Annotated in this window: 22 protein-coding genes; 9 read left to right on the top strand and 13 right to left on the bottom strand. The window is 61.9% G+C overall.

Annotated elements, in window-relative coordinates; all coding sequences use genetic code 11:
* Window positions 1-63: 63 nt before the first annotated feature.
* The 3 genes from LB551_RS20595 to LB551_RS20585 all read right to left on the bottom strand — a co-directional run bounded on the left by LB551_RS20595 (window position 64) and on the right by LB551_RS20585 (window position 2746).
* Window positions 64-924 carry an NlpC/P60 family protein gene (locus LB551_RS20595; RefSeq protein WP_224624968.1) on the bottom strand — a complete coding sequence of 287 codons (861 nt, stop codon included), beginning with the start codon at window positions 922-924 and terminating at the stop codon, window positions 64-66.
* Between the two features lie 29 nt (window positions 925-953).
* A complete protein-coding gene (locus LB551_RS20590; RefSeq protein WP_140513216.1) occupies window positions 954-1304 on the bottom strand; it encodes a MarR family winged helix-turn-helix transcriptional regulator in 351 nt (116 codons plus the stop codon).
* A gap of 77 nt (window positions 1305-1381) precedes the next feature.
* Entirely contained in the window at window positions 1382-2746 is a 1365-nt protein-coding gene (locus LB551_RS20585; RefSeq protein ID WP_224624967.1) for a leucyl aminopeptidase family protein, read from the bottom strand.
* Window positions 2747-2876: 130 nt separating this feature from the next.
* Between LB551_RS20585 and LB551_RS20580 the strand changes: the two genes are divergently transcribed.
* The gene (locus LB551_RS20580) at window positions 2877-3698 is read left to right on the top strand and encodes a tetratricopeptide repeat protein (protein ID WP_224660291.1); all 822 of its coding nucleotides are present in this window, start codon (window positions 2877-2879) and stop codon (window positions 3696-3698) included.
* A gap of 82 nt (window positions 3699-3780) precedes the next feature.
* Here the strand turns inward: LB551_RS20580 and LB551_RS20575 are convergent, their stop codons facing one another.
* The 9 genes from LB551_RS20575 to LB551_RS20535 form a co-directional block, all read right to left on the bottom strand.
* The gene (locus LB551_RS20575; RefSeq protein WP_140550059.1) at window positions 3781-4797 is read right to left on the bottom strand and encodes a type II secretion system F family protein; all 1017 of its coding nucleotides are present in this window, start codon (window positions 4795-4797) and stop codon (window positions 3781-3783) included.
* Window positions 4798-4806: 9 nt separating this feature from the next.
* Window positions 4807-5820 (bottom strand): type II secretion system F family protein, encoded by a 1014-nt coding sequence (locus LB551_RS20570; protein WP_224660290.1) that lies wholly within the window; start codon window positions 5818-5820, stop codon window positions 4807-4809.
* Between the two features lie 29 nt (window positions 5821-5849).
* Complete coding sequence (locus tag LB551_RS20565; protein WP_140550061.1) at window positions 5850-7358, bottom strand: CpaF family protein; 1509 nt, start codon at window positions 7356-7358, stop codon at window positions 5850-5852.
* Between the two features lie 29 nt (window positions 7359-7387).
* Entirely contained in the window at window positions 7388-8671 is a 1284-nt protein-coding gene (locus LB551_RS20560) for a CpaE family protein (RefSeq protein WP_411970954.1), read from the bottom strand.
* 40 nt (window positions 8672-8711) lie between these two features.
* Window positions 8712-9449 (bottom strand): CpaD family pilus assembly protein, encoded by a 738-nt coding sequence (locus LB551_RS20555; protein WP_224624965.1) that lies wholly within the window; start codon window positions 9447-9449, stop codon window positions 8712-8714.
* A gap of 14 nt (window positions 9450-9463) precedes the next feature.
* Window positions 9464-10984 (bottom strand): type II and III secretion system protein family protein, encoded by a 1521-nt coding sequence (locus tag LB551_RS20550; RefSeq protein ID WP_224624964.1) that lies wholly within the window; start codon window positions 10982-10984, stop codon window positions 9464-9466.
* The gene (cpaB, locus tag LB551_RS20545) at window positions 10981-11793 is read right to left on the bottom strand and encodes a Flp pilus assembly protein CpaB (protein WP_140550065.1); all 813 of its coding nucleotides are present in this window, start codon (window positions 11791-11793) and stop codon (window positions 10981-10983) included. Before cpaB ends, LB551_RS20550 begins: the two co-directional genes overlap by 4 nt.
* 201 nt (window positions 11794-11994) lie before the next feature.
* Window positions 11995-12513 carry a prepilin peptidase gene (locus LB551_RS20540; protein WP_224660288.1) on the bottom strand — a complete coding sequence of 173 codons (519 nt, stop codon included), beginning with the start codon at window positions 12511-12513 and terminating at the stop codon, window positions 11995-11997.
* Between the two features lie 171 nt (window positions 12514-12684).
* Entirely contained in the window at window positions 12685-12861 is a 177-nt protein-coding gene (locus LB551_RS20535; protein ID WP_224624963.1) for a Flp family type IVb pilin, read from the bottom strand.
* Between the two features lie 353 nt (window positions 12862-13214).
* On the opposite strand from LB551_RS20535, the gene LB551_RS20530 reads away from it, so the two are divergent.
* The 3 genes from LB551_RS20530 to LB551_RS20520 all read left to right on the top strand — a co-directional run bounded on the left by LB551_RS20530 (window position 13215) and on the right by LB551_RS20520 (window position 15008).
* Window positions 13215-13637 (top strand): pilus assembly protein N-terminal domain-containing protein, encoded by a 423-nt coding sequence (locus tag LB551_RS20530; RefSeq protein ID WP_140550068.1) that lies wholly within the window; start codon window positions 13215-13217, stop codon window positions 13635-13637.
* Window positions 13638-13764: 127 nt separating this feature from the next.
* The gene (locus LB551_RS20525; RefSeq protein ID WP_224660287.1) at window positions 13765-14346 is read left to right on the top strand and encodes a TadE/TadG family type IV pilus assembly protein; all 582 of its coding nucleotides are present in this window, start codon (window positions 13765-13767) and stop codon (window positions 14344-14346) included.
* 41 nt (window positions 14347-14387) lie between these two features.
* On the top strand, window positions 14388-15008 hold the full coding sequence (locus LB551_RS20520; protein ID WP_224660286.1) for a TadE/TadG family type IV pilus assembly protein: 621 nt from the start codon (window positions 14388-14390) through the stop codon (window positions 15006-15008).
* Between the two features lie 6 nt (window positions 15009-15014).
* On the opposite strand, the gene LB551_RS20515 is transcribed toward LB551_RS20520, so the two are convergent.
* Complete coding sequence (locus LB551_RS20515) at window positions 15015-15932, bottom strand: phosphate/phosphite/phosphonate ABC transporter substrate-binding protein (RefSeq protein WP_224660285.1); 918 nt, start codon at window positions 15930-15932, stop codon at window positions 15015-15017.
* Window positions 15933-16067: 135 nt separating this feature from the next.
* Here LB551_RS20515 and LB551_RS20510 point away from each other — a divergent pair, with 135 nt between their 5' ends.
* From LB551_RS20510 to dnaA, 5 genes are all read left to right on the top strand, one after another.
* On the top strand, window positions 16068-17309 hold the full coding sequence (locus tag LB551_RS20510; RefSeq protein WP_224660284.1) for a phosphopentomutase: 1242 nt from the start codon (window positions 16068-16070) through the stop codon (window positions 17307-17309).
* A complete protein-coding gene (gene mutM / locus LB551_RS20505) occupies window positions 17302-18192 on the top strand; it encodes a bifunctional DNA-formamidopyrimidine glycosylase/DNA-(apurinic or apyrimidinic site) lyase (protein WP_140550073.1) in 891 nt (296 codons plus the stop codon). Before LB551_RS20510 ends, mutM begins: the two co-directional genes overlap by 8 nt.
* 40 nt (window positions 18193-18232) lie before the next feature.
* Window positions 18233-19006: an enoyl-CoA hydratase gene (locus LB551_RS20500; RefSeq protein WP_224660283.1), complete on the top strand. Its 774-nt coding sequence runs from the start codon at window positions 18233-18235 to the stop codon at window positions 19004-19006.
* A 207-nt stretch (window positions 19007-19213) separates the two neighbouring features.
* Complete coding sequence (gene rpsT, locus LB551_RS20495) at window positions 19214-19480, top strand: 30S ribosomal protein S20 (RefSeq protein ID WP_140496747.1); 267 nt, start codon at window positions 19214-19216, stop codon at window positions 19478-19480.
* Window positions 19481-20328: 848 nt separating this feature from the next.
* Window positions 20329-21873 carry a chromosomal replication initiator protein DnaA gene (dnaA, locus tag LB551_RS20490; protein ID WP_224660282.1) on the top strand — a complete coding sequence of 515 codons (1545 nt, stop codon included), beginning with the start codon at window positions 20329-20331 and terminating at the stop codon, window positions 21871-21873.
* The last annotated feature ends 12 nt before the right edge of the window (window positions 21874-21885 follow it).

Genomic DNA, 21885 nt, shown 5'->3' with positions numbered 1-21885 from the left:
GAACAATCGGAACAAAAGGTGATCGAGCAGTTTTTTCCTTTCCCCGGGGAAAGGGAGGATCGCCTACGGCCGCCGGAACCCCGTCGGCCCGCCGTAGAGATAGCCGATGCGGGCGACGGCTTCCTTCAGACCTTCGCGCGACACCAGCATGGTGTGGCCGTTGGCGTGGATCATGGTCTCGGCGTCGGCCATGATGGCGACATGGCCTTTCCAGAAAACGAGATCGCCGCGGCGCAGGCCGGAATAATCCGGGCCCGGATCGAGCGGCTCGCCGATGCTCTGCGCCTGCATGTCGGAATCGCGCAGGACATCGGCGCCGGCCATGCGCATCGCCAGTTGCACGAGGCCGGAGCAATCTATGCCGAAGCCGGAAACGCCGCCCCAGAGATAAGGAGTGCCGAGAAACATCTCGGCCACAGAAACATAGTCGCCAGCCACATTGCTGACAGGGCGCAGATGACCGGCGATGATTGCCTGACCGGAGGGCAGGACGGCATAGTGGGTGCCGCGCGTTTCGGCGGAACCCGTCACCGTGACGGCGGACCCCATCGACAGCTGACCCGCGATCGGAAGGCGCAGATCCGGGCCCGGATAGAGGAAAGTTCGGGGCACGGAGACGATATGGGTGAGCGCATGATCCCGCCCGCCCAACATGGCGTCGGCGACATAGCCGACATAACCGTCCCGTTCGGCCTGGATCCAGGCCCAGCCCTCTCTGTCCTCGAAAACGAGCACGTCATCGCCGAATAGGGCTTGCGTGTTGACACCAGAGTCTGGACGCGGAGCCTTGCGGATATCGGCCACTGGGACCGAAATCCGCGCCGGCCGGCCGGCGACAAAGCGGTCGGCAGCGACCTCTCCTTTCAATCTCGCATCGGCAAGATCGGGCCGAAAGGCGTGGAGGCGGGCATCCCTGGCGGTCAAATTAGTTCATCCATTGAGACGGCTGGTCGTCAGATAGGCAGCTCTTGTGCCTTGGCGATGATACCATCACCGAAGCGCTCGACAAAGAGCGCACCCTCGACCGTACGCTTGATCAGCACGTTGCGCTTGTCGAGTTCGTCGCGATGGCGCGACACCAGTTTGAGCGCACCCATCGTATCGAGCGCGCGGGTGATAACGGGTTTGGTGACGTTGAGACGGGCCGCCAGCCCGCGCACCGTGTGCGGCGGCGGATCGAGATAGATGGTGAACAGGATAGCCGTCTGGCGCATGGTGAGATCAGGCGCGTCGTCGCGCACCTGCGACAGCATCACTTGCTGCCACAGTCGCAAGGCCTGGCTCGGGCGCATCGAAATCGACATCGCACGAGAATGACGGCAAATTGTTTCGGTTCCGTTTCAGTTTCGGCAATCTGCCGGCCCTGAAAATCACCTCCACATCAGCCAAAACGCTTCGAGATGACGTGCTCCAGTGCCCGGATGCCTTGCGCTTCGCCGCCGGCAGGTCCGTGCGGACGATCGGCGGGGTTCCAGGCGAAGATGTCGAAATGCGCCCAGCTTGCCGTCTTCTCGACAAAGCGCTTGAGAAACAGCGCCGCGGTGATGGAACCGGCGAACCCATCCGTGGTGACATTGTTGATGTCGGCGATCTTCGACGACAGCTTCGCATCATAGGGCCGCCACAGCGGCATGCGCCACAGCGGATCCTCGACCGCCAGCGAGGCGGCCGCCAGTTCCGAGGCCAATGCCTCGTCGCCGGTGTAGAAGGGGGGCAGGTCCGGACCTAGCGCGACACGAGCAGCGCCGGTCAGCGTCGCCATGTCGACAAGCAATTGCGGCTCCTCCTCGTCGGCCAGCGCCAGCGCATCGCCCAGAACCAGTCTTCCCTCGGCATCGGTGTTGCCGATCTCGACTGACATGCCCTTGCGGCTCGCCAACACGTCGCCTGGCCTGAAGGCATTTCCGGCGATCGAATTCTCGACGGCCGGGATAAGCACGCGGAGCCGCACGTTCAATCCGGAGGCCATGATCATCGAGGCCAGACCCAGCACATTGGCGGCACCCCCCATGTCTTTCTTCATCAACAGCATGCCGGACGACGGCTTGATGTCGAGGCCGCCAGTGTCGAAACAGACGCCCTTGCCGACCAACGTCACTTTCGGCGCGCTCCTTGGCCCCCAGCCCATGTCGATAAGGCGCGGCGCACTGGACGAAGCCCGGCCGACGGCATGGATCATCGGGAAATTCTGCTTGATGAGATCGTCGCCCTTGATAACCGACACTTCGGCCTTGTGAATTTCGGCCAGGGCTCGAACCGTTTTCTCCAGCTCGTCCGGCCCCATGTCGCTGGTCGGCGTGTTGACAAGATCGCGCGTCAGGAAGACGCCTTCGACGATGCGGCGAACGCGTTTTGCCTCTACGCCGGCCGGTAATTCGAAGCGTAGCGCCTTGCCCGGTTTCTTGCCATAGCGGATAAAGACATAGCCGCCGAGGGCCAGCGCGATTGCCGCCAGTTCCGGCCGGGCCGGCGAGGAGGCGAAGTGCCAGTCGCCCTCCGCCAGGCCTTTCGCCAGCGCGCCGACGGCCAGCGCGCCCTCGCCGTCGCCAATACCGAACAAGGCACCGCCGAGCGCGCCGTTTTCTGCAGGCACGATGAGCGTCCTGCCCGCTTCGCCGGAGAAGCCGTTGGCCCTGGCCCACGCCACGGCAGATGACGCCAGACCGGCCGTCTCCAGACCGTCCTTGGCCACCAGGTGGACAGGAAGCGGGTTGTTCAGCTTGTTCTCGACCAGTTCCACTGACATTCGATGTTCTCCTGCCGACGTCCGTCGATTCGGCGCTTCTTAACTGTCCGTTAGGGTTAACAGAATATTTCTTCGACAGGGAAGATGGCCACGCAATGGCCGCGCGCATGAATGGAGGCCCAGGGTGCCGATGCCGACGAACCGCACGATTAACGCCACCGGAAAGCGGCTCATCACCACGGCCTTCATGCTCGCCCTCGCCGCAGGTGTTGCCGGCTGCGGAACCGACAAGATCAGCACAGGCTCGATCGGACGTACCAGCGGCAAGCCGCTGGAGACCATGTCGGCGGGAGAATTGCACAATGCGACGGCAGCGCTTGGCCAGTCCTATTCCAGGAATCCCAACGACAAGCGGATAGCGACCAACTTCGCCGCTGCGCTGCAGATGGATGGCGATGCCGACCAGTCGCTTGCCGTGATGCGCAAGCTGGCGATCGCCTATCCCAAGGATCGCGACGTCCTTGCCGCCTACGGCAAGGCGCTGGCCGCCAACGGCCAGTTCGAGGCGGCGCTTGACGCGGTGCGCCGGGCGCAGACGCCGGAATATCCCGACTGGAGGCTGGTGTCGGCGGAAGCGGCCATTCTCGATCAGCTCGGACAGAAGGACGACGCGCGCCAGCTCTACCGCAAGGCGCTGGAGCTCAAGCCGAACGAACCTTCGGTGCTTTCCAACCTTGGCATGTCCTATGTGCTGGGAGGCGACCTGCGCACCGCCGAAACCTATATGCGCTCGGCCGCACAGCAGCCGAATGCCGACAGCCGCGTGCGCCAGAACCTGGCGCTGGTGGTCGGCTTGCAGGGCCGCTTCGACGAAGCCGAGAAGATCGCCTCGCAGGAGCTGTCACCCGAACAGGCGCAGGCCAATGTCGCTTATCTCAGGCAGATGCTGGCTCAGCAAAATGCCTGGAGCCAGCTCAAGGACCAGGACAAGGCGAAAGCCGCGACCAACTGAGCGACACCCGGCCACCGGACCATGCATAAGAGAACCGCGCTGCGTCAGCCGCGCGGTTTGTCTTTGGATCGGTCATATCCACCTACTGGCTGCTGGTTTCGTGCGCCTGGCCGAAGATGCCGCGCTGGCTGACCTGGATACCGGCAGGGCCGAGGATGATGGCGAACAGCACCGGCAGGAAAAACAGGATCATCGGCACGGTGAGCTTGGGCGGCAAGGCGGCGGCCTTCTTCTCGGCGGCATTCATGCGCTGGTCCCGGCTTTCACCCGCGAGCACCCGCAACGCATGCGCCACAGGGGTGCCATAACGCTCGGCCTGGACAAGTGCCTGCGACACCGACTTGACGGATTCCAGGCCGGTGCGGCTGGCGAGGTTCTCATAGGCCTGCTTGCGCTCCTGCAGATAGGAAAGCTCGGCGTTCGTCAGGATGAATTCTTCCGCCAAGGCCACCGATTGGACGCCGATCTCGTCGGCGACCTTGCGCAGTGCCGCTTCCACCGACATGCCAGACTCGACGCATATCAGCATCAGGTCAAGCGCGTCCGGCCATGCCATCTGGATCGATTGCTTGCGCTTGGTGGCGCGGTTGTTGACGTAGACGACCGGTGCGTAGAAGCCGCCATAGGCAACGAGGACGCAGACGAACAGCCGGATGAACAATGGCTGCTGCGGCAGTCCTCCGAGCACGAATATGTAGATCACGCCCAGTGCGAAGCCGGCAAACGGAAGCACGAGGCGGAAGAAGAGGAACCGCGTCAGCGGGTTCTGCCCACGAAAGCCGGCAACCTTGAGCTTCTGCAAGGTACCCTCGTCGGCGAGGGCGCGCCGCAGGTCGAGCCGGTCGACGATATTGCGCATGCCGATCGACTGTTCCTCGCGCAGGCCCTTGCGGCGGCGATCCGCCTCGCTTGCAAGCCGCGCGCGCTGCTTGGCGCGCAATTCGTCGCGTTCCAGCGCGACCGACTTCATGCGCGCCTTGAGCTGGTTTCCGCCAAATGCAGGCAGCAAGGTGAAGACCGTCGCGAACACGGCGATACCGACCAACAGCGCGATCAGGAGGCCGGGATCCGTCAGTGATTTGACGACTTGTTCGGTCATGCCGCGGCCCTAGACTTCAAAGTTCATCATCTTGCGCATCACGAAGATGCCAATCGACATCCAGACCGCCGAAACCCCCAGGATCAGGTTACCGATGCTCGTGGTGAACAGCGGCATCAGGTAGTTGGGGCTGGAGAGATAGACGAGAAACGCGACGATGAAAGGCAGCGCGCCGATGATGGCGGCGGACGCCTTGGCTTCCATCGACAGCGCCTGGACCTTGGCCTTCATCTTCTTGCGGTCGCGAAGCACGCGCGAAAGATTGCCCAGCGCCTCGGAGAGATTGCCGCCGGCCTGCGACTGGATCTGAATGACGATGCCGAAAAAGCTGGCCTCGGTGCATGGCATGGTTTCGGGCATGCGCAAGGTGGCATCCGGGATCGACAGGCCCATCTGCTGCGAATCGACTATGCGGCGAAACTCGGCCTTGACGGGCTCGGGGGATTCGTTGGCGATCAGGCGCACCGCATCGTTCAGCGGCAGGCCGGATTTGACCGCGCGCACGATTATGTCGAGCGCGTTGGGAAATTCGTTGAGGAATGCCTTGACCCGCCGCGCGCGGCGAAATGAGACGAACCAGCGCGGCAGGCCGAGCGCACCGGCCAGCAGCACGCCAGGCAAAACAAAAAGCGGCACCCCCACCACAAAGGCGATGATCGTCAGGGCTAGACCGCAAATGGCGGAATAGATGTAGAAGCGTTCGATGGAAACCTTCAGGCCGGCTTGGCGCAGTTGGGCTTTCAGCGGCGGTTTCTTGACCGCGCTGTCCTTGGATTTCTGCTTCTCGTCGAGTTCCTTCAACGAATCCTGGACCGACTTGCGTCTTTTGGCCGCCTCCGCCACGCGATCGCGCGAGGCCTTGACGACGGAGCGATCCGTCTCCGCGGCCTTGATCGTTTCCAGCCGCTTGCCGGCCTGCTTTTCGTTGCTGATCCGGGTGAACAGGAATGCATAGGCGACCGCGCCGGCGCTGAAGCCGGCGAGCACGACAAACGCCAATACGGTGCCGTCAATTCCAAACATCGATCAGAACCCTTAGGCCTGCAGCAGCGTCAGTCAGCGCGTTTCTCCATCGCCTCAAGCGCTATTGCGAGGCGCTGCTCCTCGCCATAGTAACGAGCGCGGTCCCAGAAATGGGGGCGACCGATGCCGGTCGACACATGCTCTCCCAGCAGCCGCCCATTCGCGTCCTCGCCCTTGATGTTGTAGAGGACGATGTCCTGCGTGATGATGACGTCGCCTTCCATTCCGATCACCTCGGTGATGTGAGTGATGCGGCGCGATCCGTCGCGCAGGCGTGCCGCCTGGATAATCACGTCGATGGAGCCGACGACGATTTCTCGCACGGTCTTCTGCGGCAGCGAAAACCCACCCATTGCGATCATGGATTCGATACGATTCAGGCATTCGCGCGGACTGTTCGAGTGGATCGTTCCCATCGAGCCGTCATGGCCGGTGTTCATCGCCTGCAGAAGGTCGAACACCTCGGGTCCGCGCACTTCGCCGACGATGATGCGCTCGGGCCGCATGCGCAGGCAGTTCTTGACCAGATCCCGCATCGTCACCTCGCCTTCGCCTTCAAGGTTGGGCGGGCGGGTTTCCAGACGGACAACATGCGGCTGCTGTAGTTGCAGTTCGGCCGAGTCCTCGCAGGTGATGACGCGTTCCTCGCGGTCGATATAGTTGGTCAGGCAGTTGAGCAGTGTCGTCTTGCCCGAGCCGGTGCCGCCGGAGATGACGATGTTGCAGCGAACACGGCCGATGATCTTGAGAACCTCGGCTCCTTGCGGCGAGATGGCGCCGAACTTCACCAGCTGATCGAGCGTCAGCTTGTCCTTCTTGAATTTGCGGATGGTGAGCGCGGTGCCGTCGATGGCGAGCGGCGGCGCGATGACGTTGACGCGGGAGCCGTCGGGAAGACGCGCATCGCAGATCGGGCTGGATTCATCGACGCGGCGGCCGACCTGGCTGACGATGCGCTGGCAGATGTTGAGAAGCTGCTGGTTGTCACGAAAACGAATGCCGGTCTGTTCGACCTTGCCGTTGACTTCGATGTAGACGTTCTTGGAGCCGTTGACCATGATGTCGGCGATGTCGTCGCGGGCGAGCAATGGCTCGAGCGGCCCATAGCCAAGCACGTCGTTGCAGATATCCTCGAGCAGTTCTTCCTGTTCGGCTATCGACATCGCGAAATTCTTGATCGCGATAATGTCGTTAACGATGTCGCGAATTTCCTCGCGCGCGCTTTCGGGATCGAGCTTGGCAAGCTGCGACAGGTCGATCGTATCGATCAGGGCGGCGAAGACCTGGCTCTTGGTATCGTAGTAGGTTTCGCTCTTTTCGCGCGCCGCCCGCTTCGGCTCCGGAGCTATCGGCGGCGCCTCGACCGCGCGGCGGGCCGGCGGTGCAACAGGAGCGCTCGACGCAGATGCGGCCGCCGGCCTCGCAAGAACCGCCGTATCGGCCGAATCCGCGACGGCTGGCGCGATCGGCGCCGGTGCCGGCTGGCGGAATTCCGGCTTGAACCGGTTGCCGTCGTCGCTGCCTCTCTTACCAAACATGATCGACTACCGATTCCACTGAAGAAGCATCATTTCTTGTTGCGCGAAAGCTTGCCGAGCAGATTTCCGAGACCCGCTTTTTTCTTCACCCGGATTTCGCTGCGGCCGGTCAGCACATGGGCAATTTCGTTGATCGTGGCTACAACCGGGTTCTTGGCGTCCATTTCACCAAGCATACGTCCGTTGTTGGCGGCATTGCCGAATAGCAGCGGGTCAAAGCCGATAATCGCCATCGCGGCCAGGCCGAGCGGCTCAGCGAAATCGGACGGGGAAATCTCCGGCCGTTTGGGCACGCCGGCCTGATTGATGATGAGTTTGGGCGGCGAGTCGTTGGGACGAAGCCGTTTGAGCATGTCGACCAAATTCTTGGTGTTGCGCAAATTGGCCAGTTCCGGCGTCGCCGTGATGACGATCTCATCGGCCTTGATCAGTGTGTTCTTGGTCCAACCCGTCCAGACGTGGGGAACGTCGAGCACCAGGAGCGGCACGGTGCGCTGCGCGGTGTCGACAAGCTGCGTAAAGGCGTCGGGATCGAAATCATAGACGCGTTCGAGCGTCGAGGGCGCGGCGAGCAGCGAAAGGTGTTCGGCGCACTGGGTCAGCAGCCGGTCGAGATAGACTTCATCGATGCGCTCGGGCGAAAATACCGCTTCGGCGATGCCTTGCGCGGGATCCTGGTCGAAATTGATGTTGGCCGTGCCGAAAGCGAGGTCGAGGTCCGCGACGACCACCTCGGATTTGAACAGGGAGGACATCGCCCAAGCCACGTTGTGGGCGATGGTGGAAGAGCCGACGCCACCCTTGGCGCCGACGAAGGCGATCGAGCGGCCGAGCGGCTCGGCTTCCGGATCGACAAAGATCGACGATATGACGCTGACGATGTCGGCCATCGACACCGGCGCGATGACATATTCGGAGATGCCGGAGCGGATGAGCTCGCGATAGAGGCCGACATCGTTGTAGTGGCCGATCACCACCACTTTGGAAGACGGGTCGCAATATTCCGAGAGCTGCGCGAGCTGTTCCAGCAACTGCTTGGGTTCGCTGCGCGACTCCAGCAGGATCAGGTTCGGCGTTGGCGCCGACTGGTAGAATTCGATGGCGGTAGGGAGGCCGCCCATATGGACCTTGAGATGGGCCTTGGTCATGCGGCGGTCCTCGCCGGCGCGCTCGACCGGATTGGCGACACCCTCGGTCTCGCAGAATGCCTGGATAGAGATGCGCGGAACCGGCCGCAGCGCCTGCATCGCGGCAATGTCTTGCGGCGAGGTCTCACCGCCGTCCATGGGGGCGTCATAGGCAAGGTTGCTCATGGTCATCTTTCCGTGACTTCTCTTTTCCTTAGGACGCGGCTCAGTACGTCACTTCAGAATTGCCGAGGAACTCGTCCGAAATACCCCTGCTGCGGTAGACATCGATCACCGCGCCACGATTTTCCGCGTCGATGGTGGTCTGCTTGCGCGGCCCGATCAGGTCGGCCGGATTGGCCATCTGGGCTGCGAGATTGTTTTGATAGGAGCAGCCGAAATCGGCATAGTGTTTGTTCTCAGACGTCTCCAGCAGGTCATCTGGCCATCGTCCGCATTTGTCGGTCTGGGCCTTCACCGCGATATAGGCGACCCGGATCGGGGCGGATGTCTCGCTCGAGGCAGCCTGATACGAGACGACCACGATCCGGCTGCGCTTGACGCCCGCGGCAACCGCGAGCCGTGCGAAATCGCGCGCGGCGGCGGCGGCGGCGATCTCGTTGGCCGAGCCGCTCGGAACCTGGATCGTCAGCGTCGGGGCAGCACTCTTGTCATAGCCGTCGAGGAAACCCAGGAGCGTGTCGCGCTGCGAGCCGGTCATGCCGCGGTCACCCGCGCCGACAGGTAGGTCTATCTTTAGGTTCTTCTCGGCGATCACGATCGGATGGTTGGTGCGGTAGTCGTCTGGAATGGCGCCGACGGTGACACTGTCGCGCTGGGCGCAGCCGGCCAGCAATGCTGCCATCGCCACCGCCAGGGCAGGAATGGCGCGCCGGAGAATTCGCGAACGGCCGAAGCGCGTGGTCATGACGATGGTCCTTGCCTGCAATGCTGACTGAGACATGTCCGCTTCCCCGTTCACTTGTAGATGAAGCCGACGACGCCGTGATAACGGCCGCTGGGCTTGTCCGTCTGCATTGTGCCGTAGACACGATTGACTCGGCCCAGGAACATACCGGCGCCATCGCTGGCGGCGTTGAAATTGTCGTCAGGTTTGGCAAGGTCGTTTCGTGCCACCGGTTTCACCAGATAGGGGGTGATGATGATGACCAGTTCGGTCTCGTTGCGCACGAAGTCTCTGCTTCGGAACAGTGTGCCGAGCACCGGGATCTTTGTCAGCCCGGGCAGGCCGGCGACCGCCTGCCTGACGTCATCGCGGACGAGGCCGGCGATCATCATCGAACCACCTGACGGCAATTCGACGGTGGTGTCGGCAAGTCTCTTGCGGATGGACAACAGCGTGGTTCCGGGCAACCTGCCTGCCGCTTCCAGCGTGGTGGCGCCTTCGGCAGTAGGCTCCGACACGGACGTCCGGACCTTGAGGCTGATCCGACCGGCCGACAGCACAACCGGCTGGAACTCCAGGCCGATGCCGTATTCGAGTTTATCGTTGGTGTATGTGACCTGCCCTGTCTTGTTGTCATCTGAAACATTGTTCGTACGGCTGGTGATGAGATTGAACTCGCCACCGACCTTGAATGTTGCCTTCTCACCCGAGACGGCGGTGAGGGTCGGCTCCGCCAGCGTCTTCATGACGCCGCCTTGCTCCATTGCGTTTAGATACGCCTGAAGCGCCGAGGTGCCGATCGAAGCTCCCGAGAATTGCGACAGCGGTTTCCCAAGCCCGTATGCCGGGGTGCTCATCGCGTCGTAGCTGATACCGTTGCTACCGCCGCTGCCCACCATATTGACGCCAAGCTGCTTCATCACGGAGCGGCTGACTTCGGCGACCGTCACCTTGAGCGTGACCTGGTCGTCGCCGATGATCTGCAAAAGATTGACGATCTTGGAGACGCGGCGTTCCTGGTCCGGATTGTTGATGTCGACACCACTCTGGGCCGAGCCGCCGGCCGCGGTCTGCGAATATTGTCCCGTCGTCGCTTCACCGCCCGAGACGAAGATCGTCGCCAGGTCGACGGCGCGTTTGGCGTCCAGCGGCGTGTCGACGGTTCCTGTCAGGACGACGTTGTCGTTCAGCAGTTCGACCTTGATGGCCGATGTCGGGATGAAGCGCTTGATATAATCCTCCAGGCCTGCGACGTCGCGTTCGACGGCCAGATCGAGGCTGACGATCTGTTCGCCATTCGGCCCGAAGACAAAGATGTTGGTCTCGCCAACCGCCTTGCCGAACAGGTAGATGCGCCTCGCGGTGCGGGTCACCGCATCAGCGACGGTCGGATTGGCGACAAGAATGTCGTAGGCATCACTCGGCAGGTCGATGACCACCGACTTGTTGAGGCCGAGCTTGACGCGCTGGGTGGCCGCCGAAGCCGAAACCTGGGCATTCTTGGCCTCGACCACGCTCTGCACGTTAGTTCCGACGAGCAGCAGGGCGAAAGCCGCTGCCACGACCGCCGGCAGTTTACCGCTTAGCCTCATTTTCTTGCCCCCACTTCGGAAACTTCGCCCGACTTGATCAGCCTCACCGTTCCCTTGCGGCCATTGCCGGAAACGAGATAGTCGGCCTCGTCCACATTCTTTTCCTGGGTGTCCGTGATCGACCGCAGCGCGAGCGTCAGGCGATCCGCCATCTGCTGGGCGACGGTGATGATCTCCGCCTGCTTGGGCGTCAGTTCCAGCGTGGCGGTCTGGCCCACCCTGGTCTTCTTGCCTTCCTCGTCCTCCTGGATGGTCTGGTCGATCGCCAGGACGCGGATGTTCTTGAGGATGGTTTCGGTGTTGAAGCCGGAGCCGCCGCTGTTGGCATCGGCCCGGCGGGTCATGATAACATCGACGAAATCATTCGGAAGGATGAAACCGCCGGCAGAGGTGTCGGCCGATATCGTCGTGGCGACCGCCCGCATACCGGAAGGCAGGATCGACGACATGAAGCTTTGCCCTTCGCCGATCAGCTTGGAACGCCGCACCGGCTCGCCCGCGTACATCGGAACACGGGCTATGGACCCCTTCAGTTTCTCCAGGGCATCGGGGGCAGTGGCCTTGGTGATGAAATTGGCGTTGATGCCGTCAGCCGGCCAGGATTGCCAGGCAATGTTGTTCTCGAGTTGGCTGCCCATGGTGACATCGCCCGACAGGACAAGCACGTCCTGCAATGCCACGGCGGGAGCCGCTGGACCGGACTCGACGATCTGCGGTGGCGGCGCGGCGACCATGTTCTTCGCGACATAGCCAGCACCACCCGCCGCGGCGACCGCCACGCTCAGAATAATCAATCGGGATGCTGGCATCTGTCCGAACCCTCGCCTTGGCAAACCACCTAGCCAGGCCGGACTTTGCAGCGGCAATCGTCAAAACAAGGTTAATGTAATGCTTACGATCGTGATTAATTTAAGGTTTACATAAATTAGCTGTATTGCGCCGTCAGGGACAAACAGCCAGCCCGCTCCGCAGAGCCAGCCCGCAACACAGCCAAGGAATGATCGGTAAGTTCAGGCCGCCAGCCTGGCCAGCGCCCAGACCATCAGGGGCGAATCCGGGTAGGTCAGCAATCCGCCCAAACCGAGCGCGATGCCATAGGGAACCCCGGTTGTCTCATCCGCGAAGTGTCGCAGGAACGGATTGCGGCCGGTAAAAACCGCAAGCGGCGACTTCCGGTAGACGAGAATGGCGAGCGTCAGCAAGCCGCCTATAAAGGTCGAGACCACGAGATACTCGACGAGTTGAATGTTGAGTCCCATCCACACGGCGGTCGCGGCCAGCAGCTTGGCATCACCGCCGCCCATGCCGCCCATTGCAAAGAGGCCGAACGTTACGGCAAGAACCAGCGCGCCGGCGGCGAAATGCCAGCCATAGGCCGCCCATTCCATGCCGGTCAGCGGCGCAACCAGTGCGAAGACGACGACGAGCAGCACCGGCACGCGATTGGCTATCGTCATCGACAGCATGTCGGAGATAGCGGCGAACAGCATGCAGAACGGGAAGACGACGAAGATCAGGGCTTCAAGCATCGGCGCTATGCCTATTGTCGGATCAAGCGGCACTCAATCTAGGCATGTTCGATTAATGATTGATGAGGCCCGGAACAAAAAGGCGATTGATACGGGCAGCGAGACAGAACAAGGGCCGCCATGTGGCGGCCCTTGTTCTGAACTCAAGCTGAAAGTCAGCAATAAGGCAGATCAGCCGCCGGTGGTGTTCAAGGTGGTGCCGATGGCACTGAACTTGGCGTTGATTGCATTGCCGAGCGCGCCAGCGCCGACGATGATGGCGAGCGCGATAAGGGCGGCGATCAGACCATATTCGATAGCGGTCGCGCCGGATTCGTCCTTTACGAAACGTGCAATGAGATTAGACATTCGAGAGCTCCTACTCCACGTGTTACAGCACTTCCGTCAACTTCTGTGATGGTTGATCGGATGCTGCCAATCTAGGGAGAAGCTCTTTCGATGGACTTAATAAACAGCCTTACCGATTCCTTTCCCGGTTGGAACATATTGCGTGGTTAACTATGGGCTAAGCGCCGGCCGAGGCGCAATTCCCAGTCAAGCAGCCGCAAAAGAAATAGCTCCGCGACCACAATCCGCGACAGGAACCGGGTGTGGCCGGCGCACCTGACGATCGCGGCAAATGGCGGCCGGGCCTGCTTAACCGTTGGTTCACCAATCTCGTTCATGTTCCGTTGAACAGTCCGCCCGCCTGGAGCGCCTCAATGGCCGAGCCGAGATCGTCGATCCTGATTGCCGTGCTTCTTGCCGCCGTGAGCTTTGTCATGCCCGCCAGGGCCGGCACCGGCATCGAGGTCACCATGAACCAGGCCAAGATCGTCAAACTGTCGCGCCCTGCCGACACGATCGTGGTCGGCAACCCGGCAATCGCCGACGCTTCCGTGCAGGACGCCTCGACGATCGTGCTGACTGGCAAGGGCTTCGGCGTCACCAACCTCGTCGTCCTCGACCAGGATGGCAGCCCGATCGTCGATGAACAGGTCACTGTCGTGCGGCAGGCGGCCTCGTCGGTGCGCATCTACCGGCGCGCTGAAGTTCAGACCATGTCCTGCACGCCCTATTGCGAAAGCTCCTACAAGAGCGAAGCCGAAAAATCCTCGGAAGCCGAGATGAGCGTCAGCCGGTAGGCACGCGGTCCAGGTTAGCGGGTGGTTAAGACGCCCGCGGCGACTTTAACGATCATTCAAACCGGACTTCAATTGGTTTGCACTAATACACCTGCCGAGACCGTCTGGTGTTGGGCAGGATCAGGGCATGAGCAACGAATTCGTCTCGACAGGTGATCGCACGGCAAGACGGGCACGGTTTTTTGCGCGCTTCGCCGGCGACCGCCGCGGCAGTACGGCACTTGAATTCGCGCTGCTCGCATTGCCGTTCGCGGTTCTTGTCTTCGCCATCCTGGAAAGCTGCATCTCATTTGCCGGCCAGGAAGTGATGGCCAACATCACCGACGACATCGCGCGCAAATTGCGCACCGGGCAGTTGAGGCCGGCCGACGTCGCCGGGGACAAGTTGAAGACCATGATCTGTGACAGGCTGGAGATCATCGTCTCGCAGGATTGCCCCAATCAACTGGACGTGGACCTTCGCGAATATACCACGTTCGCCGACGCGGCCACGGCCACCTTCAAGATCGACAACGGCAACATCATTTTGATGCAGGGCACCAACTCGCAGCCCTTCGCGACCACGCCAGGCCTGGCGGAATCGAAGAACATGCTGCGTGTCTTCTACAAATGGCCCGTCATGACCGATCTTCTGTCTCAGTCGATGGGCGGCAACAAGACACTGCATTTTGCATCGGTGACCTGGCAGAACGAGCCATTCGACAACTGAGTTCGCGGCGGAAGCAAAACCCAGGAAAAAGGGCAACGGGCATGATGCGTGCGGGGGCACATCCAGGAATGGCAGGATGTTGGGGGAAGTTGGTCGGTTTCATACGCGATCGCCGCGGCATCGCGGCGGTCGAGTTCGCCCTCATCGTCCCCATCCTGCTGATCATGTATTTCATCACCATGGAGGCTTCGCAGGCCATCGAGACCAGCAAGAAGGTCAGCCGCATCGGCAGCATGGTGGCCGATCTGGTCACGCAGCAGCCGACCATTGTCGCGGCGGACCTGGATGCCATTATGAAGATCGGCACCTCCACCTTGCAGCCCTACAATCGCTCGACGCCGGACATCACGATCACGGCAATACAGGTTACAACCGATACGCCGCCTGAGGTGAACGTGGTGTGGTCACGCAAGGTGGTCAATGGCGTCTACGGCGCTGACGCCGCCAAGGACACACCCACGACCGTGCCATCCACGCTCAAGGTCGCCGGCACCTTTCTCATCCGTGTCGAAAGCAAACTTGGTTACAAGCCGATAATCACTTGGTCCCCGGACAGTTCACAGAAGGCCGGATTGACGACGATCTTCAACAATATATCGATGGGCGAGACCTATTATCTGCGTCCGCGCCGAAGCCTGACGATCCCCTGCGGCGACTGCTGACGAGCTCTATCGCCGCACGCCACCGTCCGACACCAGACGCACGATGGCGTGCGCCATCTCGTAATCCTTGGAAACCACGGTGGCGAAACCGCCGGAATGCTTCGATTCGAGCAGATCGTAGATATCGGGCGTCGTCGATTTGAGATTGGTGAGAAAGACGGCCAACCGACGCTTGGCTTCCGGGTCGAGATCGCTACGCACCGCATGGGGACCATATCTCAGCAAACCCGACGTCCATACGACTTGAAGAGCGGTCGCCGAAAGCCCGGCAGCTTCGAGCCTTGCCTGCGTGCCCGATAGTCTTGGCTCGCCGTCGGCCGCCGCCGTCGCCCAGCCGAACAAGGCATCTGCCTGGCCATCGACCAGCATTCCTTCCGCGGCCGAGGCGGAATCGGCATAGACCAGAAACGATGCGTCCTCTGCGATCTTGACGTGCTCGGCGGCCAGTCCGGCCAATGGCAAAAGAGAACCAATGCTGTCCGCCGGCGGCATGGCGATCCGGTGGGTTTCCATCGCCGTTAGGCTGGGCACCTTGCCATCCTTCGTCAACAGCACGGCGCGGATGCCGACGGCGCCATCGGAATCGACCGGTGCCACGAGCGGTTCGATGCATTCGCAGCGCTGTGACGCCGTTGCGTAGGCGGCCGCCGAATAGATGGCATATTCGATGTGGGCGTTGGCTTGCGCATCGATCAGCGCGGCGTAGTCACGGGCAACGACGAACTTCACCTTCATGCCCAGAGCGTTGGTAAAGGCCTCGGTCAACCGCGCCAGGCCTGGAACCGTATTGCCTGCTCCGGGTTCGGCAACGATGCCGATGCGAAACGTGCCGATATCCTCGCGCCAGTCGGCGCGCGCCGGGCCGGACCAGACCGCTCCCTGCGCGATGATGAGAGCGGCGCATGCCTTCAGGGCAGCTTTCATGGGAGACCCGGTCCTGCGATCCGTCAATGACTTGGTTCCAGACTATCGCGCCGAGCGGTTGCCGTTTGGTTTCCGAATTGCCAATGCCGCCGTGGAACCCTATGTCTGGATGCTCAAACCGGCAACAATGACCCGATGGCGCGTGCTTTCCTCTTCGTCCTGGATTCCTTCGGCATAGGCGGCGCCGCCGACGCCGAACGCTACGGCGATGCCGGTGCCAACACCTTCGCCCATATCACCGAGGCCTGTGCGGAAGGCCGCGCCGATCGTGAAGGACTTCGCCAGGGGCCGTTGTTTGTCCCCAACATGGCGTCGCTCGGACTTGGCAAGGCTTCCGAGACCGCGACGGGGCTGGGCTTTGCCGCTTTCGGGGCGGATCTCGTCGCCAATGCCTTCCACGGCGCCGCTCAGGAGGTTTCGAGCGGCAAGGACACGCCATCGGGCCATTGGGAGATAGCAGGCCTGCCTGTTCGTTTCGACTGGGGCTACTTTCCCAATACGATCCCGGCCTTTCCCGCCGAACTGACCGAGGCGATCATCCGCGAGGGCAAGGTGCCGGGTATTCTCGGCAACTGCCATGCGCCGGGCACCGAGATCATCGAACGGTTCGGCGAGGAGCACATCCGCACGGGCAAGCCGATCTGCTACACCTCGGTGGATTCGGTCCTGCAAGTCGCCGCGCATGAGATCCATTTCGGCCTGGAGCGGCTCTACGAATTCTGCAAGGTGGTGCGCCGCCTGGTTGATCCGTTGAGGATCGGAAGGGTGATCGCGCGACCGTTCCTCGGCGAGACGGCAGCCAGTTTCGAGCGGACCTACAACCGCCACGACTACGCCGTGCCGCCGCCCGAGCCGACATTGCTCGACCGGCTGACGGGGCGTGGCAGCCGCGTCATCGCCGTCGGCAAGATCGGCGACATCTTTGCCCATCGGGGGGTTTCGGAAGTGCGCAAGGCTGCGGGCAACATGGCCATGTTCGACCAGGCGCTTGATGCAATGGATGCGGCCCGCGACGGCGATCTCGTCTTCGCCAATTTCGTCGATTTCGACACCGAGTTCGGCCATCGCCGCGATGTTGCAGGTTATGCCGCCGCGCTCGAGGCCTTCGACCGGCGACTGCCGGAAGCATTCGCAAGATTGCGACAGGGCGATCTGCTGATCCTGACGGCCGACCACGGCAACGACCCGACCTGGCGCGGAACCGACCACACACGCGAACGCATTCCGGTGATCGGCATCGGACCGGGTCTGACGGGCGGCGACATCGGGCTGAGAACGACGTTCTGCGACATTGGTGAAACCGTGGCCGAACATCTCGGGTTGGCGCGCGGCCGCTACGGCACTTCCTTTTACCCGGATATGGGCGGTCATGCCTGAATTGCCCGAGGTCGAGACGGTCCGGCGCGGGCTGGAGCCGGTTCTGGAAGGCGCCCGCATCATCCGCGCCGAGGCACGCCGGCCGGACCTGCGTTTTCCATTCCCCGAAAAATTCGCCGAGCGGCTGACCGGCAAGACGATCACGGCTCTCGGACGCCGGGCCAAATATCTGACGATGGATCTCGAAAGCGGTCCCGCCCTGATCTGCCATCTCGGCATGTCAGGCTCGTTTCGCATCGAGACGGCCGACGCCGCCGAAATGCCCGGCGTGTTCCATCACGAGCGGTCGAAGAGTTCGACGCACGACCATGTCATCTTCGACGTCGCCTCCCGGGATGGCACCCGCTCGCGCGTGGTTTTCAACGATCCGCGTCGCTTCGGCTTCATGCTGTTTTGCGAAGGGCCGCCGGACACCCATCCGATGCTGGCAGGGCTCGGCGTCGAACCCACCGGCAACGCGCTTGACGGAGTGCTGCTGGCCTCGCTGCTGAAGGGCCGGAAATCGCCGCTGAAGGCCGCTCTTCTCGACCAGAGACTGATAGCCGGGCTCGGCAACATCTATGTCTCGGAGGCGCTATGGCGTGCCGGGCTGTCGCCGCTGCGCGAGGCCGGCACGATCGCCAAAGCCGGCAAGAAAGCCAGTGAGCAAAGCCGGGGGCTTGCCGTGGCGGTCCGCTCGGTCATCGCAGATGCCATTGCGGCCGGCGGATCGTCGCTGCGCGACTACATGCAGACCGACGGTTCGCTGGGCTATTTCCAGCACTCCTTCGCGGTGTATGACCGGGAGGGCGAACCCTGTTCCAGGCCTGGCTGCGGCGGCCATATCGAGCGCATCACGCAGAGCGGCCGCTCGACCTTCTATTGCCGGACCTGTCAGCGGTGAGCTAGATCGATCTCAATTGCCTGGAAGGGGAGCCGAAGCCATGGCCTATGAAACGATCGTCGTTGAAATCAGGGGCAAGGTCGGGCTGATCACCTTGAACCGGCCGAAGGCGCTCAATGCGCTGAATTCCCAGGTCATGGCGGAATTGGTGGCCGCGGTAAACGTGTTGGGGGCAGATGACGACATCGGCGCGATGGTCGTCACCGGTTCCGAGAAGGCCTTCGCCGCAGGCGCCGACATCAAGGAAATGCAGTCGATTTCCTACGTCGATGCCTACATCAAGGACTTTTTCGTCGGCTGGGAAGAGTTGACCCGGGCGCGCAAGCCGATCATCGCGGCGGTGGCCGGCTATGCGTTGGGCGGCGGCTGCGAACTGGCGATGATGTGCGACTTCATCATCGCCGCCGACACGGCAAAATTCGGCCAGCCCGAAATCACGCTCGGCGTCATTCCCGGCATGGGCGGCTCACAACGCCTGACCCGGTTCGTCGGCAAGTCGAAGGCGATGGACATGTGCCTGACCGGGCGGATGATGGATGCCGCGGAGGCCGAGCGTTCCGGCCTGGTCTCGCGCGTCGTGCCTGCCGGCGAGCTTGTCGAGGAGGCCGTCAAGGCAGCGGCCAAGATCGCCGATTTTTCGCTGCCGTCGGTGATGATGGCAAAGGAAGCCATCAACCGAGCCTATGAAACGACGCTCGCCGAGGGGTTGCGGTTCGAGCGCCGGCTGTTCCATTCGCTGTTTGCGCTCGACGACCAGAAGGAAGGCATGGCGGCCTTCGCCGAGAAGCGCAAGCCGAATTTCACCAATCGCTGACAGCGCACCTCCGGGGCGCCAAGTGCTTCGGCGTCACTGAAAAAATGCTCCGGCGCGACGACAGCCAAAAAGAACGCAAGCCAGCGTTGACGCGCCGGGAAAGCTGAACTATAAGCCGCACCAACCGAGGCGGCCCTGTGGCTGCCCGTTTGTTTTTTGTGCCCTGCGGCATGCCGCATGCGCCGACCAGATCAGAAGAGAGGCATCATGGCCAATACATCCTCGGCCAAAAAGGCAACGCGCAAGATCGTCCGCCGCGCGGCGATCAACAAAAACCGCCGCTCGCGCGTCCGCACTTATGTGCGCCAGGTCGAGGAGGCGCTCGCCTCCGGCGACAAGGCCGCCGCGCAGGCAGCGTTCAAGGCCGCCGAGCCGGAATTGATGCGCGCTGCGACAAAGGGCGTGATCCACAAGAACACCGCGGCCCGCAAGGTTTCGCGGCTGGCTCAGCGCCTCAAGGTGCTGTCGGCCTGACGTCCCTTTCCGGACTGATCTTCTGAGAACCCGGCCGATAGTGCCGGGTTTTTTCGTTTGCCGGCAAGCACTTAAAAAGAATACTCGGAAACGGCGTCGAAAGCGGAGTCCGCGGTCCGAAATGCTTTGCCGGCATATGCGTTCCGGCTGATGGTCCAGATACTTGAAAAGTGTCGGCTGAAAAATTCCCCCTCCGCAGAAATAATCAATATTTCCCAATTGGTTACAGATAGTCATCCACACGTTGTCCACAACGCGGCGGAGCGCCAGGAGAACAACTGGCTGTCAAGCGATTTATTTCACAAAATTTCGCGCCAGCCCGGCTTTTTCATATTCGCCGGAAAAGGGTTTGAATCACAATGGCTTTGTCAAACTATAGTGCTGCCGCATGGCACTTCGGGGCGCCGGACCTAACCAGATTCCTTAAAAATCCGTTAGACGTGGCCTTGCTCTATCCACAGCGATTTCGGTAATGTCGGTCCATCGAAAGGGATGGGCCGGGTGGCCCTAACCCAGCCTGAATGGGCCAGCTTAAATTGGCGGGGTTTGTGACGCGGATCAAGTCCGCGGGCAGGTTTGGTTTGCTCTTTTTCGATACGGTAGGGGACTGGCGTAACTAAACATGGCAGGTCGACAGCGCCGGCGATTTTCGCCGGACGGTGTTGCATTGCCCTGACATACCCAACACGGACTGGCTTCCATGGGCCGGCACCGGTTCCCTGGATAATGGGCGACGTTCATCTGCCGGCGGCGGCAGCGGGCGTCGTAGCAAAGCGCAGTCGCTGGAACACGGATGCAGGAGGCGCATCCCCGGCGGAAAAACAGGTACAGAGACAAGGAATTCGATCATGCAGAGCGGCGTCGAAAGGGAGCTTATGAATGAAATCCCATTTTCAGGAAATCTGATCGGAGCTGACGAGATGGCGGCTTCCAGCGACGCGGAACAGAAATTCGACCGGGTCAAGGCCCAGTTGAAGGCGCGCTTGGGTACCGAGGTCTATTCGAGCTGGTTCGGGCGCATGAAGGTCGCGGAGGCTTCAAAGGGCATCGTTCGCATTTCGGTGCCCACAGCATTCCTGCGCTCGTGGATCAACGGCCATTATCTCGACCTTATCTGCGAACTGTGGAAACACGAGGATCCCGAGATCCTCAAGATCGAGATCATCGTGCGCACGGCCACCCGCCAGGGGCGCAGCCATGCCGAACCGGAATTGACGCCGGCGCGCAAGATGACGCGCCAGACGCAGACGGCTCTGGCCGCCGGCACCGTAAGCCCTGGCAGGCTGGAGCGGGCTCCGGCGCCGCGCCCGGGCGGGCCAACCGAGAGCGAGTTCCGCCACAATGTGCTGGGATCGCCGCTCGATCCGCGCTACACGTTCGCCTCCTTCATCGAAGGGCCCTCGAACCGGGTGGCCTTCGCTGCGGCCAAGGCCGTGGCGGAATCGCAGTCGAGCGCGGTGCGCTTCAACCCGCTCTTCCTTCATGCGACGGTCGGCCTCGGCAAGACCCATTTGTTGCAGGCTATCGCCGCGGAATCGCTGAAGCAGAACCCGAAATCGCGCGTCGTCTACCTGACGGCGGAGTATTTCATGTGGCGCTTCGCCACCGCGATCCGCGACAACAATGCCTTGACGCTCAAGGAACAGCTGCGCGATATCGACCTGCTCATCATCGACGACATGCAATTCCTGCAGGGCAAGTCGATCCAGCACGAATTCTGCCACCTGATCAACATGCTGCTCGACAGCGCCAAGCAGGTCGTCGTCGCCGCGGACCGGCCCCCGTCGGAGCTGGAATCACTCGAACCGCGAGTCCGCTCCCGCCTCAATGGCGGCGTCGCGCTCGAAATGTCGGCCCCCGATTTCGCCATGCGCCTGGGCATGCTCAAGCTGCGCCTCGCCACTGCCAGGCACGACGACGCTTCCCTCGACATCTCCGACGAGATCCTCAATCACGTCGCCCGCACGGTGACCGGCAGCGGCCGCGAACTGGAAGGCGCCTTCAATCAACTGCTGTTCCGCCAGTCATTCGAGCCGCAGATCACCATCGATCGCATCGACGAGATCCTCGGCCATATCTACCGCACCGGCGAGCCGAAGCGGGTCCGCATCGAGGATATTCAGCGCATTGTCGCGCGGCACTACAATGTGTCGAAGACCGAGTTGCTGTCCAACAGGCGCACGCGCACCATCGTCAAGCCGAGGCAGGTCGCCATGTATCTGTCCAAAGTGATGACACCGCGCTCGCTGCCCGAGATCGGGCGGCGCTTCGGCGGCCGCGATCACACAACGGTGCTGCACGCAGTGCGCAAGATCGAGGATCTTTCCGGCGGCGACAACACGCTGGCGCAGGAACTGGAACTGTTGAGACGGTTGATCAACGACCAGGCCTGAGCCGTTCGAAAA

The organism is Mesorhizobium sp. BR1-1-2 (genome assembly GCF_020165435.1).
Lineage (GTDB): Bacteria > Pseudomonadota > Alphaproteobacteria > Rhizobiales > Rhizobiaceae > Mesorhizobium.
The sequence above is the reverse complement of the archived record's forward strand: the minus strand, read 5'-3'. Positions and strand labels throughout refer to the sequence as shown.

Bases quoted from the DNA above. Each gene is read 5' to 3' on its own strand.
- LB551_RS20590 (WP_140513216.1), bottom strand. From the start codon at position 1,304: ATGTCGATTTCGATGCGCCCGAGCCAGGCCTTGCGACTGTGGCAGCAA.
- LB551_RS20585 (WP_224624967.1), bottom strand. From the start codon at position 2,746: ATGTCAGTGGAACTGGTCGAGAACAAGCTGAACAACCCGCTTCCTGTC.
- LB551_RS20580 (WP_224660291.1), top strand. From the start codon at position 2,877: ATGCCGACGAACCGCACGATTAACGCCACCGGAAAGCGGCTCATCACC.
- LB551_RS20575 (WP_140550059.1), bottom strand. From the start codon at position 4,797: ATGACCGAACAAGTCGTCAAATCACTGACGGATCCCGGCCTCCTGATC.
- LB551_RS20570 (WP_224660290.1), bottom strand. From the start codon at position 5,820: ATGTTTGGAATTGACGGCACCGTATTGGCGTTTGTCGTGCTCGCCGGC.
- LB551_RS20565 (WP_140550061.1), bottom strand. From the start codon at position 7,358: ATGTTTGGTAAGAGAGGCAGCGACGACGGCAACCGGTTCAAGCCGGAA.
- LB551_RS20560 (WP_411970954.1), bottom strand. From the start codon at position 8,671: ATGAGCAACCTTGCCTATGACGCCCCCATGGACGGCGGTGAGACCTCG.
- LB551_RS20555 (WP_224624965.1), bottom strand. From the start codon at position 9,449: ATGTCTCAGTCAGCATTGCAGGCAAGGACCATCGTCATGACCACGCGC.
- LB551_RS20550 (WP_224624964.1), bottom strand. From the start codon at position 10,984: ATGAGGCTAAGCGGTAAACTGCCGGCGGTCGTGGCAGCGGCTTTCGCC.
- cpaB (WP_140550065.1), bottom strand. From the start codon at position 11,793: ATGCCAGCATCCCGATTGATTATTCTGAGCGTGGCGGTCGCCGCGGCG.
- LB551_RS20540 (WP_224660288.1), bottom strand. From the start codon at position 12,513: ATGCTTGAAGCCCTGATCTTCGTCGTCTTCCCGTTCTGCATGCTGTTC.
- LB551_RS20535 (WP_224624963.1), bottom strand. From the start codon at position 12,861: ATGTCTAATCTCATTGCACGTTTCGTAAAGGACGAATCCGGCGCGACC.
- LB551_RS20530 (WP_140550068.1), top strand. From the start codon at position 13,215: ATGGCCGAGCCGAGATCGTCGATCCTGATTGCCGTGCTTCTTGCCGCC.
- LB551_RS20525 (WP_224660287.1), top strand. From the start codon at position 13,765: ATGAGCAACGAATTCGTCTCGACAGGTGATCGCACGGCAAGACGGGCA.
- LB551_RS20520 (WP_224660286.1), top strand. From the start codon at position 14,388: ATGATGCGTGCGGGGGCACATCCAGGAATGGCAGGATGTTGGGGGAAG.
- LB551_RS20515 (WP_224660285.1), bottom strand. From the start codon at position 15,932: ATGAAAGCTGCCCTGAAGGCATGCGCCGCTCTCATCATCGCGCAGGGA.
- LB551_RS20510 (WP_224660284.1), top strand. From the start codon at position 16,068: ATGGCGCGTGCTTTCCTCTTCGTCCTGGATTCCTTCGGCATAGGCGGC.
- mutM (WP_140550073.1), top strand. From the start codon at position 17,302: ATGCCTGAATTGCCCGAGGTCGAGACGGTCCGGCGCGGGCTGGAGCCG.
- LB551_RS20500 (WP_224660283.1), top strand. From the start codon at position 18,233: ATGGCCTATGAAACGATCGTCGTTGAAATCAGGGGCAAGGTCGGGCTG.
- rpsT (WP_140496747.1), top strand. From the start codon at position 19,214: ATGGCCAATACATCCTCGGCCAAAAAGGCAACGCGCAAGATCGTCCGC.
- dnaA (WP_224660282.1), top strand. From the start codon at position 20,329: ATGCAGAGCGGCGTCGAAAGGGAGCTTATGAATGAAATCCCATTTTCA.